The following is a 24,094-nucleotide window of genomic DNA, read 5'->3' on the forward strand; positions in this document are numbered from 1 at the left end:
GCGAACTGGCGACTGCGGCCACACACAGCGCGCTGTAGCGGGCGCTTCAAGACCCGGCCTGAGCCCGGCGCAGCTCGCGCGCGGCCTCCACCATATGCCGCAGCGCGGCCTCGGTCTCGGGCCAGGCGCGGGTCTTGAGACCGCAGTCGGGGTTGACCCAGAGCTGGTCGGCCGGGATCACCTCGGCCGCCTTGCGCAGCAGGCGCAGCATTTCCTCGCGGGCCGGCACGCGCGGGGAATGGATGTCGTAGACGCCGGGGCCGATCTCGTTGGGGTAGCGAAAGTCGCCAAAGCCGCGCAGCAGCTCCATGCCGGAGCGGCTGGTCTCGATGGTGATCACATCCGCATCCAGGGCCGCGATCTCGGGCAGGATGTCGTTGAACTCGGCGTAGCACATATGGGTGTGGATCTGGGTGCGGTCCGCCGCCACGCCGGCGCTGATGCGGAAAGCGCGCGTGGCCCAGGCCAGGTAGTCGGCCCAGTCGCGCTGGCGCAGCGGCAGGCCTTCGCGCAGGGCGGGCTCGTCGATCTGGATCACGGCGATGCCGGCGGTCTCCAGATCGGCCACCTCGTCGCGGATGACCAGGGCCAGCTGCAGGGCGGTCTCGGCGCGCGGCTGGTCGTCGCGCACGAAGGACCACTGCAGCATGGTGATGGGCCCGGTGAGCATGCCCTTCATGGGACGCGGGGTCAGGCTTTGCGCGTAAAGCGTCCAGTCCACCGTCATGGGCCGGGGACGGGCCACATCGCCAAAGAGAATGGGCGGCTTCACGCAGCGAGAGCCGTAGGACTGCACCCAGCCTTGAGCGCTGAAGGCATAGCCCTGCAGCTGCTCGCCGAAGTACTCGACCATGTCATTGCGCTCGGCCTCGCCGTGCACCAGCACGTCCAAGCCCAGTTCCTCCTGCTTGCGCACGGCCAGGGCGATCTCGCGCTGCATGGCGGCGCGGTACGCGGCCTCGGTCAGCTCGCCGCGCTTGTAGGCGGCGCGGGCGGCACGGATCTCGACCGTCTGCGGGAAGGAGCCGATGGTGGTGGTCGGGAAGGCCGGCAAGGCGAGGCGCTGGCGCTGCAGCGGGCGGCGCTGGGCAAAGGGCGAGGCGCGGCGGTCGGCGTCCGCGCCCAGCCCGGCCAGGCGGGCGGCCACCGAGGGCAGGCGCACGCGCGGGCTGTCGCGGCGGCTGGCCAAGGCGGCGCGGTTCTCGGCCAGGGCCTGGGCCAGCGTGGCGTCCGCTGCGGTCTGCGGGCCCGCCTCATCAGCCCACAAGGCGCGCTCCAGCAGACGCAGCTCGGCCAGCTTTTCCTCGGCGCCGCTGAGCCAGCTGCGCAGCTCGGCGTCCAGGCCGGCGTCCTCGCGCAGCCGGTAAGGCACATGCAGCAGGGAGCAGGAGGCGGCCACCCAGAGCCGGCCGCCGCGCAGGGCCCGCAGCGTGCGCAGGCGAGCTAGCGCCGCGTCCAGATCGGCGCGCCAGATATTGCGGCCGTCGATGATGCCCACCGAGAGCTCGCGCTCGGCCGACAGCGCGCGGGCCGCCTGCTCCAGCTCCGCGCCACCGCGCACCGCGTCCAGATGCAGGCCCGCCACCGGCAGGCTGCAGGCCAGTTCCAAGTTCTCGCCCAGGGGACCGAAGTAGCTGGCCAGCAGGATCTGCTGCTCGCCGCGGGCCAGCTGCTCATAGGCCTGACGCAGCGCGGCGCGCCAGGGCTGGTCCAGCTCCAGGCCGAGGATGGGCTCGTCCAGTTGCACCCAGGACACGCCGCGCGCGGCCAGCTTGTCCAGCAGGACGGCATAGGCCTTGAGCAGCTCGGGCAGCAGGCTTAGGCGATCAAAGCCGGTCTGGTGGCTCTTGCCCAGGTGCAGAAAGCTCACCGGCCCCAGCAGGGCCACCTTGGGCGTAGCCGGTAGGGCCAGGGCCTCGTCCAGTTCGGCCAGCAGGCGCTCGGGCTGCAGGCTGAAGCGGGTGGCGGCGTCGAACTCGGGCACCAGATAGTGGTAGTTGGTGTCGAACCACTTGGTCATCTCCAGCGCCGGCTGGCCGCGCGGCTGCTCGGGCCGGGCGGGCGTGCCGCGAGCCATGGCGAAGTAACGCGCCAGGGCCGGCTCCTCGCCGCTGAAGCCAAAGCGCGCAGGCTCGCAGCCGAAGAGCTGGATCAGATTGGCCACCTGGTCGTAGAAGGCGAAATCGCCCACGGTGACAAAGCCCAGGCCGGCGTCCAGCTGCAGGCGCCAGTGGCGCTCCCGCAGGCTGCGGCCCACCTGCTCCAGGGCCGCGGCATCGATCTCGCCGCGCCAGTGGCGCTCCAGGGCGGTTTTCAGCTCGCGCTGCGCGCCGATGCGGGGAAAGCCTAGAACATGAGTCTTGATCATGGAAAGCGTGATGACAATGAAAACGATTCGCCATGATCCCGTCTTCGCCTCTATGATTCAAACGAAACGTTTTTGGGTTCACACTGAATTTCACTCATGCAATCCCCGCTGGAGCTGCGCCATCTGAAAACCCTGCTGGCCCTGCGCGAGGCCGGCAATCTTTCGCGGGCGGCCCAGCTGCTCAACCTCACCCAGTCCGCCCTCTCTCATCAGCTCAAGGCTCTGGAGGCGCATTACGGCGCCAGCCTCTTCGAGCGCAAGTCCAGTCCGGTGGTCTTTGGCGCCGCCGGCCAGCGCCTGCTGCGCCTGGCCGAGCAGGTACTGCCCCAGGTGGAGGACGCCGAGCGCGATGTGGGCCGCCTGGTGGCGGGCTCGGCCGGCCAGTTGCGCATTGCCGTGGAATGCCACACCTGCTTTGACTGGCTGATGCCGGCCATGGACGCCTTTCGCGCCCGCTGGCCCGAGGTGGAGCTGGACATCGTTTCGGGCTTTCATGCCGACCCGGTGGGCCTGCTGCACCAGGATCGGGCCGAGTTGGCCATCGTCTCCGAGGTGGATGCCGAGGAGCGCGAAGTGGCCGTGCACCCGCTCTTCGCCTTCGAGATCGTGGCCCTGCTGCCCAAGGGTCATGTCTTGCTGGGCAAGCCCTGGCTGGAGGCCCAGGACTTTGCCGATCAGACCCTGATCACCTACCCGGTGCCGGACGAGATGCTGGACCTGGTGCGCCGCGTGCTGCAGCCCGCGGGCGTGAGCCCGGCCGCGCGGCGCAGCACCGAGCTGACCGTGGCCATGCTGCAGTTGGTGGCCAGCGGGCGCGGTCTGGCCGCCCTGCCCCTGTGGGCCGTAGAGCACTATCTGGCGCGGGGCTATGTGGCCCAGCAGCGCATCGGCGAGGCCGGGCTTACCGGCCGGCTCTATGCCGTGAGCAGCCAGCGCCTGGCGGGCAAGCCTTTTCTGGCCGATTTCGTGCGCCTGATGCGCGAGACCTCGCTGATCAATCTGCCAGGGGTGAGTCTGCTCTGAGCAGACGCCCGGCAGCCGGCCGCCGCGTCAGTCCTGGGACTCGGCCTCGTCGGGGCTGTCATCGATCAGGCGATCGAAGTCAGCGGCGCCGGCGATGGCCTTGGGAATCAGCGGCTTGTCCAGCGGGCGGTAAACGCGGCTGTGCAGGCGCTTGAGGCGCTCGGAGCGCTCCACGGCGCGGTTGACCTGATCGGGGTCGAGCAGCATGGCAAAGGGATGGGGAACCAGTTCCGACTTGTGCAGCAGCATGATGAGGACTCCTGAAGCGATGGAATCCACTCTAGGCATCGGCGCGCCATGCGCCCATTGGGCCGGTCGCCAAATGGCGTGTCGGCTTTTTTCCTAGGGCTTGTCAGCCGCGGCACGCAGTTGGCGCGCCAGACGGTCGCGGCCGGCGCGCTCGGCAAAGTCGGCCGCGGTCTGGCCCTGCTCATTGCGCAGGCCGGCCTTGGCGCCGGCCTTGAGCAGGCGTTCTGCACTGCTGATGCCGCCATAGCCGGCGGCCAGCATCAGGGGCGTGCTGCCGTTGGGGGAGCGCGCATCGATCTCGGCCCCTTGCAGCAGGAGCCAGTCCACCACGCCCTCGTCCGGGCCGCTGCAGGCGTAGTGCAAGGGGGTCCAGCCCGGGCGGTTGATCTCGGCGCCGCGCTGGCGCAAGGCCTGGACCCAGTCCAGACGCCCGCGCAGGGCGGCCAGCATCAGCGGGGTTTCCCCCGCGGCGTTGGCCAGGTTCGTGTCCAGCCCGGGGTGTTCCAGCAGGCTCTTGAGGGCTTTCTCGGACTCTTCCTTCAGCGCGATGAGCAGGGCCGTCTGGCCGCGCTCGTCCCGCGCATTGGGATTGGCGCCGCGCAGCAGCAGGCTCATGGTGCGCCGGCCGTCGTCCAGACGTGCGGCCTGCAGCAGATCGGCGTTCAGCGTGTCGGCCGCCGCGCCGCCCAGCAGGCCCAGTCCGAGCACCCCGCCCAGCAACACACGTCGCTGGCAGCCGGTGGCAAGTGCCCTCGCCCGCTTCATGCGTCAGTGCAGGCCGAAGAGCCTGCGGCTATTGGCCGTGGTGGCCTCGGCCACGGCTTCCAGGCTCAGGCCGCGCAGCTCGGCGATCTGGGCCGCCACATGGGGCACATAGGCGGGCTGGTTGAGCTTGCCGCGGTAGGGCACGGGCGCCAGATAGGGGCTGTCGGTCTCGATCAGGATGCGGTCCAGCGGCAGGGCCTTGGCCACCTCGCGCAGATCGGCCGCGTTCTTGAAGGTCAGGATGCCCGAGAAGGAGATGTGAAAACCCAGGTCCACCGCGGCGCGGGCCACCTCGGCCGTCTCGGTGAAGCAATGGAACACGCCCACGCGGTCGCCACCGGCGTGCTCCTCGCGCAGCAGGCGCAGGGTGTCCTCGCTGGCGCTGCGGGTGTGCACCACCAGGGGCTTGTCGCAGCGCTGGGCGGCGCGGATATGGGTGCGGAAACGCTCGCGCTGCCACTCCATATCGGCCACGCTGCGGCCGTTCAGTCGGTAGTAGTCCAGACCGGTTTCGCCAATGGCCACCACCTTGGGATCCTGGGCACCGGCCAGCAGTTCCTCGAGGCTGGGCTCATGCACATCCTCGTTGTCGGGATGCACGCCCACGGTGGCCCAGAGCTGCTCATGGGCGCTGGCCAGGGCCCGCACCTGGGGGAACTCCTCCATGGTGGTGCAGATGCAGATGGCCTGCGCCACCTGGGCGGCGCTCATGGCGGCGAGCAGCTCGGGGATCTGGGCGCTGAGCTCGGGAAAGCTCAGATGGCAATGAGAGTCGATGAACATGCGGGGACAAGAATCAGTCGTCGGCCTGCAGAGCCGGCGCTCACAGCGTTTGGGTGGGCTTGGCCGAGGAAATCATGGTGCCCAGCAGTTCCTCGATCTTGAGCTTGATGAGGCGGTGCTTCTCGTCGGGCGGGAAGCGCACGCCCACACCCTGGGTGCGGCCACCCGAGGCATTGGCCGGCGTGATCCAGCCCACCTTGCCGGCCACCGGATAGCGCTGGGGATCGTCGGGCAGGGAAAGCAGCAGGTAGATGTCCTCACCGAGGCGGTAGTCGCGGTTGGTGGGCACGAACAGGCCGCCATCCGAGAACATGGGGATGTAGGCGGCGTACAGCGCACCCTTTTCCCTGAAGACCAGCTGGATCACGCTGGGGCGGGCACCGGCGGCGGCCGTGGGTAGTGCGGCGGCGGGGGGACGGGCGGGCAACTCACTCATAGGGGACTCAGTGTAGCCAATGCCTGCCTGCGCCGCGGTGACTCAAGCTCGCGGCACACCGCGCTCGGGATTGCGCTCGGGATGCAGGGCGGCCTGCCCCTGCAGCAGCAGGGACTCCAGCAGCAGGCCGGCGTTGAGCGGATGCTCGGCATGGCGTGCCGCCTGTTGCAGCACCCGGCTCCAGGCCGTGACGGCGCTGGCGACCGGCTTCTTGGGCAGACTGGACGCGGGAAAGAAGCGCGGCGCCGCGCCATGAGCCAGGCACAGCAGATCGTGGGCCAGGCGCTGCAGGGTATCGATGGCGCGGGGCACGGGCCAGTCGGCGATGGCCGCCACCTCACCACGCGCCAGCCGACCCGGCAGGGCCAGCCAGGTCGCGGCCTTGAGCCCGTCCTGCGCCCAGTCCAGGGCCTGCTGGGGGCGACCGCCCGCGGCCGCCAGCAGCACCTCGGGCTGTTCCACGCCGCGGGCGGCCAGCCAGTCGCGGGCCTGAGCCGCGTCGGGCAGGCCCAGGGGCACGGGCTGGCAGCGGCTGCGTATGGTGGGCAGCAGGGCCTGGGGTGCCATGCTGGCCAGGGCAAAGCGCAGCGCACCGGCCGGCTCCTCCAAGGTCTTGAGCAGGGCATTGGCGGCCACGGTGTTCAGGGCCTCGGCCGGGTAGACCACCACCACCTTGGCGCGGCCGCGGGCCGGCGTGGTCTGGGTGAAGCCCAGCATGGCGCGCACCGCATCGATCTTGATCTCGCGGCTGGGCTTGCTCTTGCTCTCCTTGCCTTCCTTGCCCTCGGCTTCGTCGGCGGTCCAGCCCAGGGGCTCGCGCAGCGCGTCGGGCAGCAGGATCTGGAAGTCGGGGTGGGTGCGCGACTGGAAGAGCTTGCAGCTGCCGCAGTGGCCGCAGGCGCGGCCGTCGGCCGGCCGGGCCTCGGGCGCGGCCTCGCAGAGCCAGGCCTGGGCCAGCAGCAGGGCCAGATCGAACTGGCCCACGCCGGCAGGGCCCTGCACCAGCAGGGCGTGCGAGCGCGCATGCGCCAGGGCCTGGGCCAGGGGCTGGGCCAGCCAGGGCAGATCGAGGGCGTCCATCACCAGCCCCGGGCTTCCAGGGCCGCGGCCACCTGGGCCGCCACGCTGGCGATATCGCCGCTGGCATCAATGCGCACAAAGCGCTGCGGCGCCGCGGCGGCGCGCGCGGCATAGCCGGCGCGCACGCGGTTGAAGAAGTCCAGGTCCTGCTGCTCGAAGCGGTCGGCCTCGCGGGCCGCGGCGCGGCGCTGGGCGGCCTGTTCGGCGGGCAGATCGAACCACAGGGTCAGGTCGGGCTGGCGGCCCTGCAGCACCCACTGCTCCAGCGTGGCCAGCACCTGCAGGTCCATGCCGCGGCCATGGCCCTGGTAGGCAAAGCTCGCATCGGCAAAGCGGTCACAGACCACGGTCTGGCCGGCGGCCAGGGCCGGCTCGATGACCTTGACCAGATGGTCGCGCCGACCGGCGAAGACCAGCAGGGCCTCGGTCAGATGGTCCATGCCCTCGTGCAGAAACAGGCCGCGCAGGGTTTCGGCCAGGGGCGTGCCGCCGGGCTCGCGGGTATTGAGCACCGTGGCGCCGCGCTCGCGCAGGCGCGCGCTCACCGCCTCGATATGGGTGGACTTGCCGGCACCGTCGATGCCTTCGAAGCTGATGAAACGGGCGCTGCTGCTGCTCACGGGAGGATGGGCGACGGCTACTTTTGGCCGCGCTGGTATTTGTTGACGGCGCGATTATGCGCGGCCAGGTCTTCGCTGAACTGGCTGCTGCCGTCCCCGCGTGCCACGAAGTACAGCGCCCGGCTGGTGGCCGGGTGCAGGGTGGCCTGCAGCGAGGCCAGGCCCGGCATGGCGATGGGCGTGGGCGGCAGGCCGCCGCGGGTGTAGGTGTTGAAGGGCGTGTCGGTCTGCAGATCGCGCTTGCGCAGATTGCCGTCGAAGGCCTCGCCCAGGCCGTAGATCACGGTGGGGTCGGTCTGCAGCGGCATGCCAATCTTCAGTCGGTTGATGAAGACCGAGGCCACCATGCCGCGGTCGGCCGGGGCGCCGGTCTCCTTCTCCACGATGGAGGCCAGGATCAGGGCCTCGGCCGGGCTCTTCAGCGGCAGGCCTTCCGCGCGGCCGGCCCAGGCGCTTTCCAGGCGGCGCTGCATGGCGGCATGGGCGCGCTTCATCACCGTGAGGTCGCTCACGCCACGGCTGTAGGCATAGGTGTCGGGAAAGAAGGCGCCTTCGGCCGGCCAATCGGGGCTGCCCAAGGCGGCCATCAGCTCGCGCTCGCTCATGGCGGCGGCCACGGGCTTGAGATGGGGGGCCTTGGCCAGGGCGGCGCGGAACTGACGGAAGTTCCAGCCCTCGATCAGGCGCACGACTTCCAGCACCTCGTCGCCGCGGACCATCTTGTCCAGCAGCTGGCGCGGCGTGATGCCCTCATGCACCTCATAACTGCCGGCGCGGATCTGGCGGGCCTGGCCCGACCAGCGGAACCACTGGTAGAGCAGGCGCGCATCGGTCTGCACGCCCGCAGCCACCCAGCCCTGGGCCACCTGCTGGGGCGAGGTGCCGGGCTCGATGGACAGCTCCACCGAGGCCTGGGCCAGGTCCAGGGGCTTTTGCAACCACCACCAGGCCGCGCCCGCCGCGGCCGCGCCCAAGGCCAGCAGCAAGAGCAGACCGGCGAGCAGTCCGAGCAGCACACGCCCACGCTCGCGGCTGGCGCGGCGCGGGCTCCCGATGCGATTTCTGATGCCTGACAAGACCCGAGGCCCCCAAGGTGATGCGGGCGCTGATGATAATCGCGGCATGAGTGAGATCTCCCCCACCCAAGAATTTCAAACCACCGGCGGCGCGCTGCGCCTCGCCGACTGGGGCGTGATGCGCGCCCAGGGCGAGGAAGCCGCCAAGTTTCTGCATGGCCAGCTGACCCAGGACACGGTGCTGCAGACGCCCGAACAGGGGCGCCTGGCCGGCTACTGCTCGCCCAAGGGTCGGCTGCTGGCCCTGATGCTGGCCATCAAGACCGGCCCGGAGCAACTGCTGCTGCCCCTGCCGGCCGAGCTGCTGCCGGCCACGCTCAAGCGTCTGTCCATGTTCGTGCTGCGCGCCAAGTGCAAGCTCAGCGATGCCAGCGGCGAGCTGGCCGTCTGGGGCCTGGCGGGCACGGCCGCCCAGACCTGGCTGGGCGCCGAGGCCCCGGCCGCCGTCTGGGGCGTGAGCCGCCGCGGCGAAGCCGCCTGGGTGCTGCGCCTGCCCGACGCCGGCACCCCGCGCTATGTGCTGATCCAGGCCGCCGAGGCCGAGGCCCCTGCCCTGCCCGCCCTGGCGGCGCAGGACTGGGCCTGGCTGGAGGTTCAGTCCGGCCTGGCCTGGGTGAGACAGCCCACGGTGGAGCAGTTTGTGCCCCAGATGCTGAACCTGGAGCTGCTGGGCGGCGTGAACTTCCAGAAAGGCTGCTACCCCGGCCAGGAGGTGGTGGCGCGCAGCCAGTACCGCGGCACGGTCAAGCGCCGGACCTTTTTGTTCGAGACCGAGGGTGAGGCCAGCCTGGGCCAGGAACTCTTCCACAGCGGCGATGCCGAGCAGCCGGCGGGCCTGGTGGCGGCCGTGGCCCGTCGCGAGGGCCGCAGCCTGCTGCTGGCCGAGGTCAAGCTGGCGGCCCTGGACGCGGGCAGCCTGCACCTGGGCTCGGCGAGCGGCGCCGCCCTGCATGCGCGGCCCCTGCCCTATGCCGTGGGAGAACCGCAATGAGCGCGGCCAACAGCCCCAAGCCGGCCTACGAGCTCTTTGTCTACTACCGCGTGCGGGCCGACCAGGCACAGGCCGCACAAGCGGCCTTCGAGGCCGAGCGGGCGGGCCGCCCGATGCGCCTGCTGCAGCGCCACGACCCGGACCCCAGCCTGCTGACCTGGATGGAGGTCTATCCCGCCGGGCTGCTGGATGCCGAGGCCGCCATGGCCACCGTCATGGGGCCCTTCGTGCAGGGTCTGCGTCACCGCGAGACCTTTGAGCCCCTGCGGGGCTGAACACGCGCCGACCGCCGCCCGGAGCCGGCGGGTTCAAAGCGCGCGCACCATCTCCACATGGGCGATGCCGGCCTCTTCAAACACCGGACCGCGGCGCTGGAAGCCGGCCCGGGCATAAAAGCCTTCGGCTGAGAGCTGGGCGTGCAGCAAGACCTCCCGGTCGCCGCGCTCGCGTGCCGATCGCATCAGGGCCTCAAGCAATTCCCGGCCCACGCGGCTGCCGCGCAGGCTGGCCGCCACGGCCATGCGGCCGATCTTGGCCACGCCGGGCACATGTTCCAGCAGACGGCCGGTGCCCAGGGGGCGGCCCAGGCGGTTGTAGGCCACCGCGTGCAGGCAGGCCGCATCGGCGCTGTCCCACTCCATCTCGGCGGGAATGCCCTGCTCCTGCACGAAAACGGCCTGGCGGATGGCGCGGGCATCCTCGCCCAGCGCCGCCCAGTCGCCCTGGCGCACCGTCACCATGGACTCACCGCGCTCAAAGCCCAGCAGCAGCTCGCGCAGCGCGGCGGGCACCGGCAGCGGGCGGCGCTCCTGGGCATGGGCGAAGACATAGACCATCTCCGCATGCACCAGGCACTGCTCCGCACGGAACACGGCGCAGCGCAGGGTGAGGGAGCTGTTGCCCACGCGCTCGCAGCGCACCCCCACGTCCAGCTGCTCGTCATAGCGTGCCGCGTCCAGGTATTCCAGCGTGGCCTTGCGCACGAAGAGATCACCGCCCAGCGCCGCCATGGTCTGGGCATAGGGCAGCGCCAGGGCGCGCCAGTAGGCACCGACCGCGGTGTCGATATAGGTGAGGTAATGGCCGTTGAAGACGATGTGCTGGGCATCGATCTCGGCCCAGCGCACGCGCAGGCGTTCGAAACTGCGGAACTCGGCGCGGCGCGGAGTGGGCACAGCAGGGTTTGTGGGCGTGCTCATCGATCAAATGCCTCCTTCAGGGCCAGGCCGCAAGCGTCCAGGGCCTGCAAGGCCTCGGGGATCTGCCGCCCCATCTTGATGAAATCATGGGTCACGCCGCGGTAGAGCTCCAGCTGCACCGCATTGCCCGCGGCGCGCAAGGTGTCGGCGTAGGCAATGCCCTCGTCCACCAGGGGGTCGCACTCGGCCAGCACCAGGCAGGCCGGGGCCAGGCCGCTGTGGTCTTCGGCTTCCAGCGGGGCGAAGCGCCAGTCGCGGCGATGGTGGTACTCGATGTAGTGGCTGAAGAACCACTCGATGCCGGCCGCATCCAGCAGGAAGCCATTGGCAAAGAGCTTGTGGGAAGCGGTGTCGGCATGGGCCGTGGCGCCGGGCGTGATCAGCAGCTGCAGGGCCAGCGGGATCCCCTGCTCGCGCGCATGCAGGGCGCTCACCGCTGCCAGGGTGCCGCCCGCGCTATCGCCGCCCACGGCAATGCGGTGAGGGTCCAGCCCCAGGGTCTGGGCCGAGGCGGCCAGCCAGCGCAGCACGGCCCAGCAGTCCTCCACCGCGGCCGGAAAGCGGTGTTCCGGCGCCAGGCGGTAGTCCAGGGAGATCACGGCCGCCCCGCTCTTGAGCGCCAGCTGCCGGCACAGGCTGTCATGGGTCTCCAGACTGCCGATGGTGAAACCGCCGCCGTGGAAGTACAGCAGCACGGGCAGGCCAGCGGCCTCGCTGGGTGCATACAGGCGCGCGGCCAGCGGACCCTCGGCGCCCGGGAGCTGCAGGTTCTCGATCCTGGGCAGGGGCGCACGCGGCAGATCCAGGATCTCGGCGCCCATCAGATAGGCGATGCGCGCCTGCTTGGGCGTCAGGCTGTGGAAGGCAGGGCGGTTGGCGCGGTGTATGCGCTCCAGGACACCGGCCATGCGCGGTGTCAACAAGCTACTACTCAAGGGGAACTCCAGCGGATCACGCTCGGGAACAACGGCGCGCAGTGTGCCAGAGCGGCGCGGGACGCTGCGCTGCCCGGCCATTGCACTCCAACTTCAAGGGCTGGCTCAGACGCAAAAAGCCCGCGGCTTGTGGCCGCGGGCCGGGTGCCCCGTCGAGACCATGACGGGGCGCTTGGGTAGCTCTTGCGGGCGGCCGTGCCAGGACGGCCGCCTCCGCGATCAGCCGTGCTTGGCGTCGAAGAACTGCTCGTCTTCGGTGGAGCCCTTCAGGGCCGCGGTGGAGGCCTCGGCCTCGATGGTGGTGGTCACGGCATCGAAGTAGCCGGTACCGACCTCGCGCTGGTGCTTGACGGCGGTGAAGCCACGGTCGGCGGCGGCGAACTCCTTCTCCTGCAGCTCGACGAAGGCGCTCATATTGTTGCGAGCGTAGCCATAGGCCAGATCGAACATCGAGTAGTTCAGGCTGTGGAAGCCGGCCAGGGTGATGAACTGGAACTTGTAGCCCATGGCGCCCAGCTCGCGCTGGAACTTGGCGATGGTGGCGTCGTCCAGGTTCTTTTTCCAGTTGAAGGAGGGCGAGCAGTTGTAGGCCAGCAGCTTGCCGGGGAACTTGGCGTGGATGGCGTCGGCAAAGGCCTTGGCGAAAGCCAGGTCCGGCTTGCCGGTCTCGCACCAGATCATGTCGGCATAGGGTGCATAGGCCAGGCCGCGGCTGATGGCCTGATCCAGACCGTTGCGGGTGCGGAAGAAGCCTTCCACGGTGCGCTCGCCGGTGCAGAAGGGCTTGTCGTTGTCGTCCACATCGGTGGTGACCAGGTCACCGGCCTCGGCGTCGGTGCGGGCCAGCAGCACGGTGGGCACGCCCATCACGTCGGCGGCCAGACGGGCGGCGACCAGCTTGGCCACGGCCTCGCGGGTCGGGACCAGCACCTTGCCACCCATATGGCCGCACTTCTTGGCGGCGGCCAGCTGGTCTTCGAAGTGCACGCCAGCGGCACCGGCGTCGATCATGGCCTTCATCAGCTCAAAGGCGTTCAGCACGCCGCCGAAGCCGGCTTCGGCATCGGCCACGATGGGGGCGAAGAAGTCGGTGTCGTTCTTGCCTTCGCTCCACTGGATTTCGTCAGCGCGCTTGAAGGTCGCGTTGATGCGCTTGACGACCTTGGGCACGGAGTCGACGGAGTACAGCGACTGGTCGGGGTACATCTCGCCATTGCTGTTGGCATCACCGGCGACCTGCCAGCCCGACAGATAGATGGCCTTCAGGCCGGCCTTGACCTGCTGCATGGCCTGGTTGCCGGTCAGGGCGCCCAGGGCGTTGATGAAGGGCTCGGTGTTGACCAGGTTCCAGAGCTTCTCGGCGCCGCGCTGGGCCAGGGTGTGCTCAATCTTCAGCGAGCCGCGCAGGCGCACCACGTCGGCGGCGGTGTAGCCGCGCTTGATGCCCTTCCAACGGGGGTTCTCGGCCCAGTCCTTCTCGAGGGCGGCAATCTGCTGTTCGCGGGTCAGGGTGCTCATGGTGATGCTCCTACAGGGGTGGTTCGGAAGAGGAAAAACTTCGCTGTCGATGGCTCTAAGCGTAGTCCTCCCCCACCCGCTGTGGAAGTGTTATGTCTTATATAAGACCAAAAATTTACTCCATGAAAATCAATAACTTACGGAATAAATTTCGAATCGCGAAAAGCAATTCACCATAATGAGAAAAAATGCGGCGGCGCACAAATCCAATTTCCCACAATGCGCAATTTGGTTTTCGCATTGCGGGATTCGCCAGCCTGCAGGCGCCAATATCGGCCCATGCGACGCTGTGAGTCGAGGTGGCGCTGCCGTTCGCCACGGCAAGAGGCGACAGTCTTGAGACATATCAAGATGCCGGTCGGCCTTGTCAAATACAGTAGAAACCCTAGGTACGTAGAGCGAAAGGAGCCAACAATGACCCTGAGACACCGCCGACACACCTGGATTCGCCGCACCGGCCTTGCAGGCCTGGGCCTGCTGTGCGCCCTGCCCCTGATGGCGCAGACCCTGACCGACACCTTTGTGGTGCGCATGGAGATTCAGGGCAGCTGCGTGGTCCTGAACGCCAGCGATATCGACTTCGGTACCGGCGCCGCCATGCCCGGACAGAAGGAAATGAGCGGCACGATACGGCTGCAATGCACCAAGGACCTGCCCTTCACCGTCGGCCTGGACGGCGGCCGCACCACGGGCGACGTGAATGCCCGTGCCATGGAAGGCGCCGACGGGGTGCGTATTCCCTACACGCTCAGCCGGGACAGTGCCACGGGCCCGAACTGGGGCAATGACAGCAGCTCGGCGGCTTCCGGCGTGGGTGCCGGGCTGGGCTCGGCCCATGAGATCGCGCTGACCGTACATGCCAAGGTCGATGTCAACGGCGACGAACCCGCCGGGCAGTACGCCGACACGGTCACCGTCACCCTCAGCTACTGATAAATTCATGCGCTCACAGAGGGAGTCTCATGAGCGCTACACGGGTGCTGGCCCTGGGCCTGTTCTTGTTCACGGCAGGGCCTGCGGCTTGGAGCGCGGGCCTGCAGGTCTCGCCGGTCCGTCTGCAGTTCGCGCCTGAGCAACAGGCGCAGGCGCTGCAGCTCAACAACAACGCCGCTGCACCGATCCACGTCCAGGTGCGCGTGATGCGCTGGGCCCAACGTGAGCAGCAGGACGTGCTGGAGGCGCAGGACGAGATTCTGGCCAGCCCGGCCATTGTGCAAGTGCTGCCCGGTCAAACTCAGACCGTGAGGCTGGTGCGCTCCCGCATCAACACGGCCGAGCTGGAGCAGAGCTACCGGGTCCTGGTCGATGAACTGCCGGCCTCGGCCCAGGATTCGCAGGCGGCTCAGTCCGGTCTTCAGCTCTTGATGCGTTACTCCATACCGGTCTTCATCGCTGCGAAGTCCGGCGCCGAGGGGCGCAGGGCCACCGAGTCCGACACGCAGCCGGCTGCAGCCACTCGCCTGAAGGCCCGCCTTCAGCCGGCAACCGGCACGGGCAGCCGGCTTGAGCTGCGCAATGACGGCCAGCAGGCCGTGCGCATCAGCCAGCTCAGGGCCATGCTGAGCGATGGCCGGTACATCAGCCTGAGTGAAGGCCTGCTCGGCTATGTGCTGCCCGGGCAGCTCATGGCATGGTCTTTTGAGCAGCCCTTGAGTCCCGGTGTCGTGCTGGAAGCGCAGCTCAACGATGAGCCGGGCCAGCAGCGACTGCCGCTGCAGGATGCGGCGCTCTAGCGCGATCGGCTGGCTGGCGCTGCTGGGCCCGGCTTGTGTGCTGGCTCAAGCGCTGCCACAGCGGGCGCCCGCGCCCCTTGTGGCGACTGCCCATGCCGGCCCTGCACCGCAGGAGGCCATGCCGGATCAAGAGCTTTTCCTCGAGGTGGAGCTCAACCGTCAGGCCAGCGGCGGGCTCCACCGCTTCGAGCTGCGCGCCGGGCGCCTGTGGGCCAGCGCCGGGACCTTGCGTGCCCTGGGCCTGCAATGGCCGGGACAGGAGCTGCTGCCGGATGAGCAGCAGCTGGCCTTGAACAGCCTGCCACTGATGCAGCTGGAATTCGACATGGCACAGCAGCGTCTGCGCCTGATGGTGCCGGTTGAGTTCCTCGGCAGCGAACCGACCCTGCTGGGATACCGCCCCCCGGCGCCGGCGCCAGACATGGCCGCGGAGCAGGCGCCCGGCTTGCTGCTCAACTATGAGATGTACGGTCAATCCGAGCGCGGCCGGCATTCGGCAGCGCTGTGGAACGAGCTCAGGCTCTTCGGTCTGGGGCCCGGCATCTGGCGCAGCAGCCAGGTCTTGCAGTGGCGCAAGTCCGGGCTGGGCGACGGCGGCCGCTGGCAGAGCACGCGGCTGGACAGCAGCTGGCAGCTCGATCTGCCCGAGACCATGCTCAGCCTCAGCGTCGGCGACAACTACAGCACGGCCCTGGACTGGACGCGCAGCCTGAGGTTTCAAGGGATACGGCTCGCACGCAACTTCCAGCTCCAGCCCTACCGGGCGACCGTGCCCTTGGCCCGCTATGCGGGCGAGGCGGCACTGCCCTCCGTCGTGGACCTCTATATCAACGGCATCCGTGAAGCCCAGTCGGAAGTCAGGCCGGGGCGTTTCCAGGTGCAGGCGGCACCGGTGCTCAACGGCGCTGGACAGGCGCAGGTCGTGGTGACCGACATCACCGGGCAGAGCCGGGTGCTGGAGTTTCCGCTTTACAGCAGCACGCGCCTGCTGCAGGCCGGACTGAGCGACTGGTCGCTGGAGCTGGGCCGCCTGCGCAAGGTCTCCGGCCTCGAAACCGAGTCCTCGGCTCAGGCCGGCTTTGCCGCAGGCACGCTGCGCTACGGCCTGAGTCGGCGGCAGGTGCTTGAGCTGCATGCCCAGGCAGGCGCGGGGCTCTGGATGGCCGGCCTGGGCGGCGCCTGGCTGCTTGGACAACAGGCCGGGGTGCTCACCGGCTCGGCGGCCCTCAGCCGCGAGGGCGGTCTGCGCGGCGGGCAGCGCGGACTGGGCTATGAATGGCAGAGCGGGGCCTTCAGCCTCAAGGCCGCGACGCTGCGCCGCGACCCGCAGTTTCGGGATATGGCCGCGCTGAATGCCGGCGCCCTGCCACCCCGCACCGATCAGATTTTTCTGGGCTGGGCCCTGGGCGCCGCTCAGTTCGGCGCCAGCTTTGTGCGGCAGGACAGCGGCAACAACCAGCACAGCCGCTTTCTCGGGCTGAGCTGGTCGCAGTCGCTGGGCGCTTATGGCTTCGCCAATCTGAGCCTGAACCGGGAGCTGGGGGCCGGCCACGGCTTCAGCAGCTACCTCTACTGGTCACTACCGCTGGAGCGTCTGCTGCACGGCTGGTTCAGCCACGAGCACCAGGCCCGGGGCGATGGCGTCCGGGCGGGCCTGATGCGGCCCTTGCCCGCCGATGGCCCGGGTTGGGGATGGCGCCTGCAAGCCGGTGCGGGCGAGAACGCTGGCGGCAACGCCGAGCTCAGCCGCAGCACGCCCTATGGCCAGTGGCGGCTCGGGCTGGAGCGCTACCGGTCCACGGCTGGCGAGCAGCAGGCCGCCAGCACCGTCTATGCCGACGCGGTCGGCGCGCTGCTGCTGATGCAGGGGCAGCTCTTCCCCATGCGGCGCGCGCATGATGCGTTTGCACTGGTGTCCACCGAGGGCATTGCGGACGTTCCCGTCCTGCTCGAGAACCGCCCCATGGGCAAGACCGATGCGCGAGGCCTGCTTCTGCTGCCCCAGCTCAACGCCTGGCAGCGCAATCTGGTGGCCATCGACCCCTTGGCACTCGGCGCCGAGATCAGCGTGCAGGATGTGGAGCGCCAGGCCGTGCCGGCGGGAGGTCGAGGCGTGCTACTGCGCTTCGGGATGAAGAAGTCCCTGAACCTGCTCATCGCACTGCAGGGGCCGCAAGGAGATTGGGTGCCGGCCGGCACCGCGCTGCGTCTGCAGCCACGGGGGGGGAAAGCCATCGTGGGCTACGAGGGGCAGGTCTTTCTCCTCGACCCCGAGCCCGGCTCGCTCATCGTGGTCGAGGGCGGCTCGCTGGCCTGTAGCGCCCGTCTGCCGACCCGCTTGCCGGCGAGCGGCCATATCCAGCTGGGGGTGTTGCGATGCGAGTGATCAGGCCTGTCTCCCGCGCCAGGCTCAGCGCCTCGGTATCGTGCCTACTCGCCCTGCTCGGCGTTTGCTCATCAAGCAGGGCGCAGGACTGCCATGTCGACGGCGACTTCCGCATGAGCTTTGGCCTGGTGAATCCGGGGGGACGTGCGGCCAGCACCGGCATCCAGTACGCCTGCGCGCCTGACTATTCGGAAGCCCGACTCACCCGCTACTACCTGCTGTGTCTCTACATCGGCCGGGGCGACCAGAGCGCGGGCCAGACCGGCCGGCGCCTGGGGAACTACAACGGTGCCTATCTGCGCTACGACCTCTTCTCCGATCCGGCCCACAGCCAGCTCATTGGCGCGCCGGGCAGCAACCCGGTCTACCAGCTCAGGCTGCTCGTCCCGCCCGGCGCCTACCAGAGCGCCCGCGCCAACGTTCACGGCTGGGTCTATCCCGGCCAGGTCGTGCCCGCCACGCACCTGTTCATGGAACACGGCCATGAGGGACGGCTGCGCTGGCGCTATGGCATCAAGGGCTTTCCGGAATCCGCCGATTGCAGCCAGGGCGGCATCGCTGGCGGCTCCACGAGCTTTGCCTCCGCCGGGGTGTGGGCGGCCTATGACAACAGCTGCTGGGTCAGCGCTGCCGATCTGGATTTCGGCCGGGGGCCGCCGCCGCTGAGCCCGGTTCTGGCCAGCACGCGCGTGAGCCTGCGCTGCCCCGTCGGCACCCAGTGGCGAATCGGGCTGGACAAGGGCTTGCATCATGACGGCAGCCAGCGCCGCATGGCCGGTGCGGGCGGCTATCTGGCTTATCAGCTCTACCAGGATGAGGCGCGCAGCAAGCCCTGGGGCAACGATGCGGCCAGCATGCTCAGCGGCAGTTCGGACGCCAGCGGCAGCATCCGGCACCTGACGGTCTATGGCCGGGTCCCTGCGCAGCCCTCGGCCCGTGTCGGCAGCTACCAGGACAGCGTGGTGCTGACGCTCTACTACTGAGTAGTGACCGCGCGCCTCAGAGCCCGCCCACGAAATAGCGCTTCAAGCCCGCCAGAATCATTTCCACGGCGATGGCCGTCAGCACCAGGCCCATGAGCTTCTCGATGGCCGAGACCACGGAGTCGCCCAGGAGCTTGCGGATGCGGTCCGCCAGGATCAGCACCACAAAGGACACGATCATGGCCGTGATCAGGGCGCCAATCCATTCCCCGATGCGCTCGGGCTGACGCGAGGCCAGCAGCAGCACCGTGGCCATGGCCGAGGGGCCGGCCAGGAGCGGCACGGCCAGGGGGAAGACAAAGGGCTCACGGCCCGGCTCCAGGCCATAGGCCGACTCGCTGCTGCTGCCGAAGATCATGCGGATGGCGATGATCAGCAGGATCACCCCCCCGGCCACCTCCAGCGAGCGCTCGGAGAGATGCATCAGGCGCAGGAAGGCATCGCCCAGGAACATGAAGGTGAGCAGCACCACGAAGGCGATGCCGATTTCGCGCACCGCCACCAGGGTGCGCCGTTCCTTGGGCACGGCACGCATGATGGAAATGAAGATGGGCAGGCTGCCCAGCGGATCCAGCACCAGCAGCAGCAGGATCAGGGCGGAGAGAAAACTATGGTCCATGGGCGCTATTGTCGCGCCCGGCCTGCTGGACAATGCAAGCCCTATGGACAAGGCCTCCCTCCCCCTGGACGCGATCGACCGGCGCATCGTGGAAATCCTGCAGCGCAACGGACGGCTGTCGAATGTGGACCTGGCGGCCGAGATTCACCTCTCGCCGCCCCAGACCCTGCGGCGCGTCAAGCTGCTGGAGGAGCGCGGCGTGCTGCGCGGCTACCGCGCCCTGGTCGATCCGGCCTCACTGGGCCTGGGCGTGACGGCCTATGTGAGTCTGAGCATCGAAGCCGCCGCCTTTGGCCGTGTGCGCGAGATCGAGGCCCTGATCCGGGACTTTCCGGAGATCCTTGAATGCCACACCGTCTCGGGCGATAGCGACTACCTGCTCAAGGTCGTGGGCAGCGATCTCAAGACCCTGTCCCAGTTTCTGGCGGACAAGCTGATGCAGGTGCCGGGCGTGGCCGACATCCGGACCATGATCTGCCTGGAGGAGATCAAACCGCCCGCGTCCCTGCCCGTTCGCTAGACGCTGCTCAGGCGCGAGGATGGTGTGCGGCGTGGATGGCCTTGAGCCGCTCCCGCGCCACATGGGTGTAGATCTGGGTGGTGGACAGATCGGCATGGCCCAGCAGCAGCTGCACCGCACGCAGGTCGGCGCCATGGTTGAGCAGATGGGTGGCGAAGGCGTGGCGCAGGGTATGGGGTGAGAGCGGCGCCGTGATGCCGGCGGCCAGGGCGTGCTTCTTGACCAGGGTCCAGAACATCTGGCGCGTCATGCCCTCGCCGCGCACGGTCACGAACAGCGCGTCCGAGCGCTGTCCCTTGAGCAGGGCCGGCCGCGCCTCCTGCAGATAGCGCATCAGCCAGGCATGGGCCTCCTCGCCAAAAGGCACCAGGCGCTCCTTGGCGCCCTTGCCCGTAATCCGCAGCACCGCCTCCTTGAACCCGACATGCACGCTCTTGAGCGTGACCAGCTCACTCACCCGCAGGCCGCTGGCATACATCAGCTCCAGCATGGCACGGTCGCGTAGACCCAGAGGGCTCTCGACATCGGGCGCATTCAGCAGGGCCTCCACCTGCCCCTGGCTCAGGGTCTTGGGCACACGCAGCGGCTGTTTGGCGGCTGACAGGCGCAGGGTCGGGTCTTGCGTGATGCGCTGCTCACGCAGCGCCCAGCGGAAGTAGCGCTTGAAGACCGAGAGCCTGCGGTTGGCCGAGGTGGCGCGGCTGCCCGCGTGGCGGGCGCTGGCATAGGCAAGCAGTTGCAGCTCATCCGCCTGGTCCAGGCTCAGACCGGGGCCGGCCGCCAGCCAGTCGGCCAGCAGGGCCAGGTCGCGCCGGTAGGCCGCCAGGGTGTTGGCCGACAGCCCATCCTCCAGCCACAGGGCCTCGGCAAAACGCTCGATGGCCTGTTCGCTGTGCTCACGCGGGAGGGTGCTCATGCGGATCGGCTAGGGGGTGAAACGAAAAAAGGAGCGCCGCAGCGCCCCTCTCTCATGCCGCAACAGGGCTCATCAATCCAGCTTGAGCTTTTGCTGCTGCACCACGCGCTTGTAGACCTCGAACTCGGCACGGGCCTCGGCGGCGAACTGCTCGGGCGTGTTGGCCACGATGATGGAGCCCGTGTCCTCGATGCGCTTGCGCACATCCGGCAGCTCCAGGGTCTTCTTCACCGCGGCGTTGACCTTGTCCACCACCTCCTTGGGCAGGCCCTTGGGGCCGTGGATGCCGTAGTAGGCCATGCGGTTCACCGGCTCCAGGCCCATTTCCTTGAAGGTGGGCACATTCGGCAGCACGCTCAGGCGGTTGGGCGCGGCCACCACGATGGGGATCAGGCGACCATCGCGAATGAAGGGCAGCGCCGAGGGCAGATTGTCAAAGATGATGGGCACCTGGCCCGCCACGGTGTCGTTCAGGGCCGGGCCGGCTCCGCGATAGGGGATGTGCAGCACGAAGACACCGGCCAGGCTCTTGTACAGCTCCATCTGCATATGGCCGATGCCGCCGGTGCCCGAGCTGGCGAAGCTGTGCTTGCCGGGATTCTTCTTGAGTTCGGCGACGAAACTCTTGTAGTCGCGGGCTGGGAAGGAGGGGTGCACCGCGATCACATTGGGCGTGGCCGCCACATTGATGATGGAGGTGAAGTCCGTGAGCGGGTTGTAGGGCGTCTTGGGATTGATGGCCGGGTTGGAGGCCGTGGTCGAGACGGTGGCCATGCCCAGGGTGTAGCCATCGGGCGCTGCCTTGACGATTTCGTTGGCGCCGATGATGCCGCCGCCGCCCGCCTTGTTGTCCACGATCATCTGCTGGCCCAGGGCCGCATTGACCTTGTCGGCCAGCACGCGGGCCACGATGTCCGTGGTGCCACCGGGGGCGAAGGGAACGATCAGGCGCACCGGCTTGGCGGGATAGGCCTGCGCAAGCACCAAGGGACTGAGCAGGGCACCTGCTGCCAGCACTCCACAACGACGCATCCAGTTTCGACGGCTCATGGCCTTTCTCCTCGTTTTGTCATTAAGAAAATCACACGGCATCCCGTGCCCCTGCGATGCTAGGGGCGCGACACGCCCAGCATGCTAGCGGAACTACGTAAGCCCCTGGACTTGGGCCTGACTTCAGTCGGGTGAACCACCCAGCAAGCCGCGCTTGAGCCGGGCGTCCACGGGCCGCTGGCCCAGGAAAACCTTGAGCAGGGCCGTGTAGAACGCCCCCCCGGCGATGGGAGCGCCAATCGCACGTCCGTTCAGGCGGATCTGGGTGGCCTGGCTGGGCAGTTGATCGAGCTCGATCAAGTCCTTGTTGCGCACCTTGCCCACCGCACGCAGCTGGGTGACGAACTGGGACAGAGACGGGGCGATCTCGGCCTGTTCGGCCTCGCTGCAATTGCGCCGCACGCCCTTCTCGACCGCCTTGATGAATTCCTCGGTGCTCACATCCAGCAGCATCAGGATCTGCAGCTTCTTGGGACCGGCGGCCGCATAGATCGCTTCCGGGCTGCTAGCGGGCTGCGGCAGGTACAGGGCCGCCAGATAGCCCTTGATCACCGCCACGGCACGCTTGCCCACCCCATTCAGGCTGAGCCGCCGCCCCTCGAGCTCCAGACTGTCGGGAAACTCATGGCCCTCATAGCGACGCGCCAAGGCCGGACGCGCCGCGATCAGGCTGGCGGCCCCGGCCAGCAACACACGTCGCCGGCTCACGCTGGGTGCGCTGCTCGCCCGCAGGCGCGAAGGCGCAAACAAGGCATTTTTCAAACTGGACTCCTGGAACTGCTCGGCAACAAGCCAGCAGCCTAACGCAGGGCTGTGGGTTCCGGCTGACAAGGGGCGCAAGCTCAGGCTCGCGGCGCTGGCACACTGGCCGGGCCATGCCCGATGTCCTGCTCCTGCTGCCCGACGCCTTGCTGATCCTGGCGGGCTTTCTGATTTGCCGCTACACCGCCCTGGATCGCCCCATCTGGGAGGCGGCCGAGAAGCTGGTCTATTACCTGCTCTTCCCGGTGCTGCTGTTCAACAGCATCGTGCGCACGCCGCTGCAACCCGCCGAGACCCTGAGCCTGGGGGGCGCCGGCATGGCCGTGGTGCTGCTGGGTATGGGCCTGGCCTATGCGCTGCGCGCCTGGCCGGGCGTGGACGCGCGCGCCCATGCCTCGGGCGCCCAGGTGGCCTTCCGGTTCAACTCCTACGTGGCCCTGGCCCTGGCCGAACGCCTGCAGGGCGCCCAGGGCGTGGCCTGGGTGGCCTTGCTGGTGGCCCTGTGCGTGCCCCTGTGCAATGTCGGTGCGGTGCTGCCCCTGGCTCGCCATGGCGGGCACGGCCTGATTCGGGAGCTGGCGCGCAACCCGCTGATCCTGGGCACCCTGGCCGGCCTGGCGGCCAATCTGGCGGGCCTGCGCCTGCCCGAGCCGGCCGCCCTCACCCTGCACCGCATCGGCCTGGCCGCCCTGCCCCTGGGGCTGATGGCCGTGGGTGCCGGACTGCGCCTGGGCGCGCTGCGCGAGGCGCCAGGCCTGGCCACGGCCCTGCTGGCCATACGCCACGCCCTGCTGCCGCTCTTTGCCCTGGGCCTGGGCCGCTGGCTGGATCTGGCCGCGGGGCAGCAGCTGGTGCTGCTGATGTTTGCGGCCCTGCCCACGGCCTCCAGCTGCTATGTGCTGGCGGCGCACATGGGCGGGCATGCCGCCTTCGTGGCCGGTCTCGTGACCCTATCCACCCTGGTGGGCATGCTCAGCCTGCCCGTCTGGCTGGGGCTGTGGCAGAGCCTGCGCTAGCGCCCAGTCGATGTGCTCGGCCAGCAGGGCATCGGCCAGCGGGCGCTGGGATTCCAGCGCGGCACGGATGTCGCCATCAGACCGGGCACGCAGCGCGTTGCCCAGGGCCACGGCGATATTGCGGCGCCAGCGCGCATGCCCGATGCGGCGTATGGCCGTACCCTCGGTGCGGCGCAGGAACTCGGCCTCATCCCAGGCCCAGAGCGTGAGCAGATCGGCCTCGCGCCAGGGCTGACGCACCTCGAAGTCCGGCAGCAGGCTGCGCTGGGCGAATTTGTTCCAGGGACAGGCCAGCTGGCAGTCGTCGCAGCCGTAGATGCGGTTGCCCAGGGCCGGGCGCAGCTCCAGCGGGATGGGGCCGTCGTGCTCGATGGTCAGGTAGGAGATGCAGCGCCGCGCGTCCACCCGGTAGGGCGCAACGATGGCCTGGGTGGGGCAGATGTCCAGGCAGGCGCTGCACTGGCCGCAATGCGCACTCACGGGCTCGGAAAGCGGCAGGGGCAGGTCCAGATAGATCTCGCCCAGAAAGAACATGGAGCCATGCTCGCGGTGCAGGGTCAGGGTGTGCTTGCCGCGCCAGCCTATGCCCGAGCGAGACGCCAGCTCCACCTCCAGCACCGGCGCCGAGTCGGTGAAGACGCGGTGGCCGAAGGGGCCTATGGCCTGGGCCAGCTTGTCCGCCAGCAGCTGCAGCCGCGCGCGCAGCACCTTGTGATAGTCGCGCCCCCGGGCATAGAGCGAAACCTGGGCGCGCCGCGGCGTGCCCAGGCCCTGCCACTCGATGGCCTGCCAGTCCTCGGGGCTATTGGCCGGGCGGTAATCCATGCGCGCGGTCAGCACCCTCAGGGTGCCCGGCACCAGCTCGGCGGGCCGGGCCCGCTTGAGCCCATGAGCCGCCATATAGTGCATCTCGCCGTGAAAGCCGGCCTCCAGCCAGGCCAGCAGGCCCGGCTCGGCACTGGCGAGGTCGATATCGGCCACGCCAATCTGTGAAAATCCCAGCTCACGCGCCCAGGCGCGCAGCTGTTGCATCAGCTGGTCTGTATCGATGGTTTGCCGCGGAGCC

25 protein-coding genes are annotated in these 24,094 nt (G+C 68.8%); 9 read left to right on the forward strand and 16 right to left on the reverse strand.

The features are described 5' to 3' along the window. Positions 1-46: 46 nt before the first annotated feature. On the reverse strand, positions 47-2,368 hold the full coding sequence (metE, locus tag DFR39_RS10825; RefSeq protein WP_133603573.1) for a 5-methyltetrahydropteroyltriglutamate--homocysteine S-methyltransferase: 2,322 nt from the start codon (positions 2,366-2,368) through the stop codon (positions 47-49). A 96-nt stretch (positions 2,369-2,464) separates the two neighbouring features. Here metE and DFR39_RS10830 point away from each other — a divergent pair, with 96 nt between their 5' ends. Next, the gene (locus tag DFR39_RS10830) at positions 2,465-3,391 is read left to right on the forward strand and encodes a LysR family transcriptional regulator (protein ID WP_133603574.1); all 927 of its coding nucleotides are present in this window, start codon (positions 2,465-2,467) and stop codon (positions 3,389-3,391) included. Positions 3,392-3,418: 27 nt separating this feature from the next. On the opposite strand, the gene DFR39_RS10835 is transcribed toward DFR39_RS10830, so the two are convergent. The 7 genes from DFR39_RS10835 to mltG all read right to left on the reverse strand — a co-directional run bounded on the left by DFR39_RS10835 (position 3,419) and on the right by mltG (position 8,337). After that, on the reverse strand, positions 3,419-3,640 hold the full coding sequence (locus tag DFR39_RS10835) for a hypothetical protein (protein WP_133603575.1): 222 nt from the start codon (positions 3,638-3,640) through the stop codon (positions 3,419-3,421). A gap of 93 nt (positions 3,641-3,733) precedes the next feature. Further along, complete coding sequence (locus tag DFR39_RS10840; RefSeq protein ID WP_133603576.1) at positions 3,734-4,405, reverse strand: ankyrin repeat domain-containing protein; 672 nt, start codon at positions 4,403-4,405, stop codon at positions 3,734-3,736. Positions 4,406-4,408: 3 nt separating this feature from the next. Further along, positions 4,409-5,188, reverse strand: a complete 780-nt coding sequence (locus tag DFR39_RS10845; protein ID WP_133603577.1) for a TatD family hydrolase — start codon at positions 5,186-5,188, stop codon at positions 4,409-4,411. A gap of 40 nt (positions 5,189-5,228) precedes the next feature. Continuing rightward, positions 5,229-5,624, reverse strand: coding sequence for a PilZ domain-containing protein (locus DFR39_RS10850; protein ID WP_211343850.1), 396 nt, complete (start codon positions 5,622-5,624; stop codon positions 5,229-5,231). A 42-nt stretch (positions 5,625-5,666) separates the two neighbouring features. Beyond that, a complete protein-coding gene (locus DFR39_RS10855; RefSeq protein WP_211343851.1) occupies positions 5,667-6,704 on the reverse strand; it encodes a DNA polymerase III subunit delta' in 1,038 nt (345 codons plus the stop codon). Then, positions 6,704-7,324: a dTMP kinase gene (gene tmk / locus DFR39_RS10860; protein WP_133603579.1), complete on the reverse strand. Its 621-nt coding sequence runs from the start codon at positions 7,322-7,324 to the stop codon at positions 6,704-6,706. Before tmk ends, DFR39_RS10855 begins: the two co-directional genes overlap by 1 nt. Before the next feature lie 17 nt (positions 7,325-7,341). After that, on the reverse strand, positions 7,342-8,337 hold the full coding sequence (gene mltG, locus DFR39_RS10865; RefSeq protein WP_290295739.1) for an endolytic transglycosylase MltG: 996 nt from the start codon (positions 8,335-8,337) through the stop codon (positions 7,342-7,344). 109 nt (positions 8,338-8,446) lie between these two features. Between mltG and ygfZ the strand changes: the two genes are divergently transcribed. Together ygfZ and DFR39_RS10875 are read left to right on the forward strand one after the other, a co-directional pair. After that, complete coding sequence (gene ygfZ, locus DFR39_RS10870) at positions 8,447-9,391, forward strand: CAF17-like 4Fe-4S cluster assembly/insertion protein YgfZ (RefSeq protein ID WP_133603581.1); 945 nt, start codon at positions 8,447-8,449, stop codon at positions 9,389-9,391. Beyond that, positions 9,388-9,666: a DUF4936 family protein gene (locus DFR39_RS10875; protein ID WP_133603582.1), complete on the forward strand. Its 279-nt coding sequence runs from the start codon at positions 9,388-9,390 to the stop codon at positions 9,664-9,666. The genes ygfZ and DFR39_RS10875 overlap by 4 nt, the downstream gene beginning before the upstream one ends. A gap of 33 nt (positions 9,667-9,699) precedes the next feature. On the opposite strand, the gene DFR39_RS10880 is transcribed toward DFR39_RS10875, so the two are convergent. The 3 genes from DFR39_RS10880 to aceA form a co-directional block, all read right to left on the reverse strand. Further along, positions 9,700-10,590 (reverse strand): YbgC/FadM family acyl-CoA thioesterase, encoded by an 891-nt coding sequence (locus DFR39_RS10880; RefSeq protein WP_133603583.1) that lies wholly within the window; start codon positions 10,588-10,590, stop codon positions 9,700-9,702. Next, positions 10,587-11,498, reverse strand: coding sequence for an alpha/beta hydrolase (locus DFR39_RS10885; protein WP_133603778.1), 912 nt, complete (start codon positions 11,496-11,498; stop codon positions 10,587-10,589). Before DFR39_RS10885 ends, DFR39_RS10880 begins: the two co-directional genes overlap by 4 nt. A 246-nt stretch (positions 11,499-11,744) precedes the next feature. After that, entirely contained in the window at positions 11,745-13,043 is a 1,299-nt protein-coding gene (aceA, locus tag DFR39_RS10890) for an isocitrate lyase (RefSeq protein WP_409847463.1), read from the reverse strand. A gap of 414 nt (positions 13,044-13,457) precedes the next feature. On the opposite strand from aceA, the gene DFR39_RS10895 reads away from it, so the two are divergent. The 4 genes from DFR39_RS10895 to DFR39_RS10910 all read left to right on the forward strand — a co-directional run bounded on the left by DFR39_RS10895 (position 13,458) and on the right by DFR39_RS10910 (position 18,145). Beyond that, positions 13,458-13,976 (forward strand): Csu type fimbrial protein, encoded by a 519-nt coding sequence (locus DFR39_RS10895; protein ID WP_162849493.1) that lies wholly within the window; start codon positions 13,458-13,460, stop codon positions 13,974-13,976. 29 nt (positions 13,977-14,005) lie between these two features. Further along, positions 14,006-14,776: a fimbrial biogenesis chaperone gene (locus tag DFR39_RS10900; protein ID WP_133603585.1), complete on the forward strand. Its 771-nt coding sequence runs from the start codon at positions 14,006-14,008 to the stop codon at positions 14,774-14,776. Positions 14,777-14,894: 118 nt separating this feature from the next. Beyond that, the gene (locus tag DFR39_RS10905) at positions 14,895-17,162 is read left to right on the forward strand and encodes a fimbria/pilus outer membrane usher protein (protein WP_162849494.1); all 2,268 of its coding nucleotides are present in this window, start codon (positions 14,895-14,897) and stop codon (positions 17,160-17,162) included. After that, positions 17,153-18,145 carry a Csu type fimbrial protein gene (locus DFR39_RS10910; RefSeq protein WP_133603587.1) on the forward strand — a complete coding sequence of 331 codons (993 nt, stop codon included), beginning with the start codon at positions 17,153-17,155 and terminating at the stop codon, positions 18,143-18,145. The genes DFR39_RS10905 and DFR39_RS10910 overlap by 10 nt, the downstream gene beginning before the upstream one ends. A 16-nt stretch (positions 18,146-18,161) precedes the next feature. Here DFR39_RS10910 and DFR39_RS10915 read toward each other — a convergent pair whose 3' ends face one another. Next, positions 18,162-18,764, reverse strand: a complete 603-nt coding sequence (locus tag DFR39_RS10915; RefSeq protein WP_133603588.1) for a MarC family protein — start codon at positions 18,762-18,764, stop codon at positions 18,162-18,164. Between the two features lie 43 nt (positions 18,765-18,807). Between DFR39_RS10915 and DFR39_RS10920 the strand changes: the two genes are divergently transcribed. Next, on the forward strand, positions 18,808-19,284 hold the full coding sequence (locus tag DFR39_RS10920; protein WP_133603589.1) for an Lrp/AsnC family transcriptional regulator: 477 nt from the start codon (positions 18,808-18,810) through the stop codon (positions 19,282-19,284). Between the two features lie 7 nt (positions 19,285-19,291). Here DFR39_RS10920 and xerD read toward each other — a convergent pair whose 3' ends face one another. From xerD to DFR39_RS10935, 3 genes are all read right to left on the reverse strand, one after another. Further along, a complete protein-coding gene (xerD, locus tag DFR39_RS10925; RefSeq protein ID WP_133603590.1) occupies positions 19,292-20,200 on the reverse strand; it encodes a site-specific tyrosine recombinase XerD in 909 nt (302 codons plus the stop codon). A 72-nt stretch (positions 20,201-20,272) separates the two neighbouring features. Further along, positions 20,273-21,250, reverse strand: a complete 978-nt coding sequence (locus tag DFR39_RS10930; protein WP_133603591.1) for a tripartite tricarboxylate transporter substrate binding protein BugE — start codon at positions 21,248-21,250, stop codon at positions 20,273-20,275. A 123-nt stretch (positions 21,251-21,373) separates the two neighbouring features. Beyond that, entirely contained in the window at positions 21,374-21,958 is a 585-nt protein-coding gene (locus DFR39_RS10935; protein ID WP_162849496.1) for a chalcone isomerase family protein, read from the reverse strand. A gap of 167 nt (positions 21,959-22,125) precedes the next feature. On the opposite strand from DFR39_RS10935, the gene DFR39_RS10940 reads away from it, so the two are divergent. Next, complete coding sequence (locus tag DFR39_RS10940) at positions 22,126-23,028, forward strand: AEC family transporter (protein WP_133603593.1); 903 nt, start codon at positions 22,126-22,128, stop codon at positions 23,026-23,028. Here DFR39_RS10940 and queG read toward each other — a convergent pair. Then, a complete protein-coding gene (gene queG, locus DFR39_RS10945) occupies positions 22,963-24,060 on the reverse strand; it encodes a tRNA epoxyqueuosine(34) reductase QueG (RefSeq protein WP_133603594.1) in 1,098 nt (365 codons plus the stop codon). The two genes, DFR39_RS10940 and queG, sit on opposite strands and share 66 nt — an antisense overlap. Positions 24,061-24,094 lie beyond the last annotated feature (34 nt).

Origin of the sequence: Roseateles asaccharophilus (assembly GCF_004362405.1) — a bacterium.
Taxonomy (GTDB): domain Bacteria; phylum Pseudomonadota; class Gammaproteobacteria; order Burkholderiales; family Burkholderiaceae_C; genus Kinneretia; species Kinneretia asaccharophila.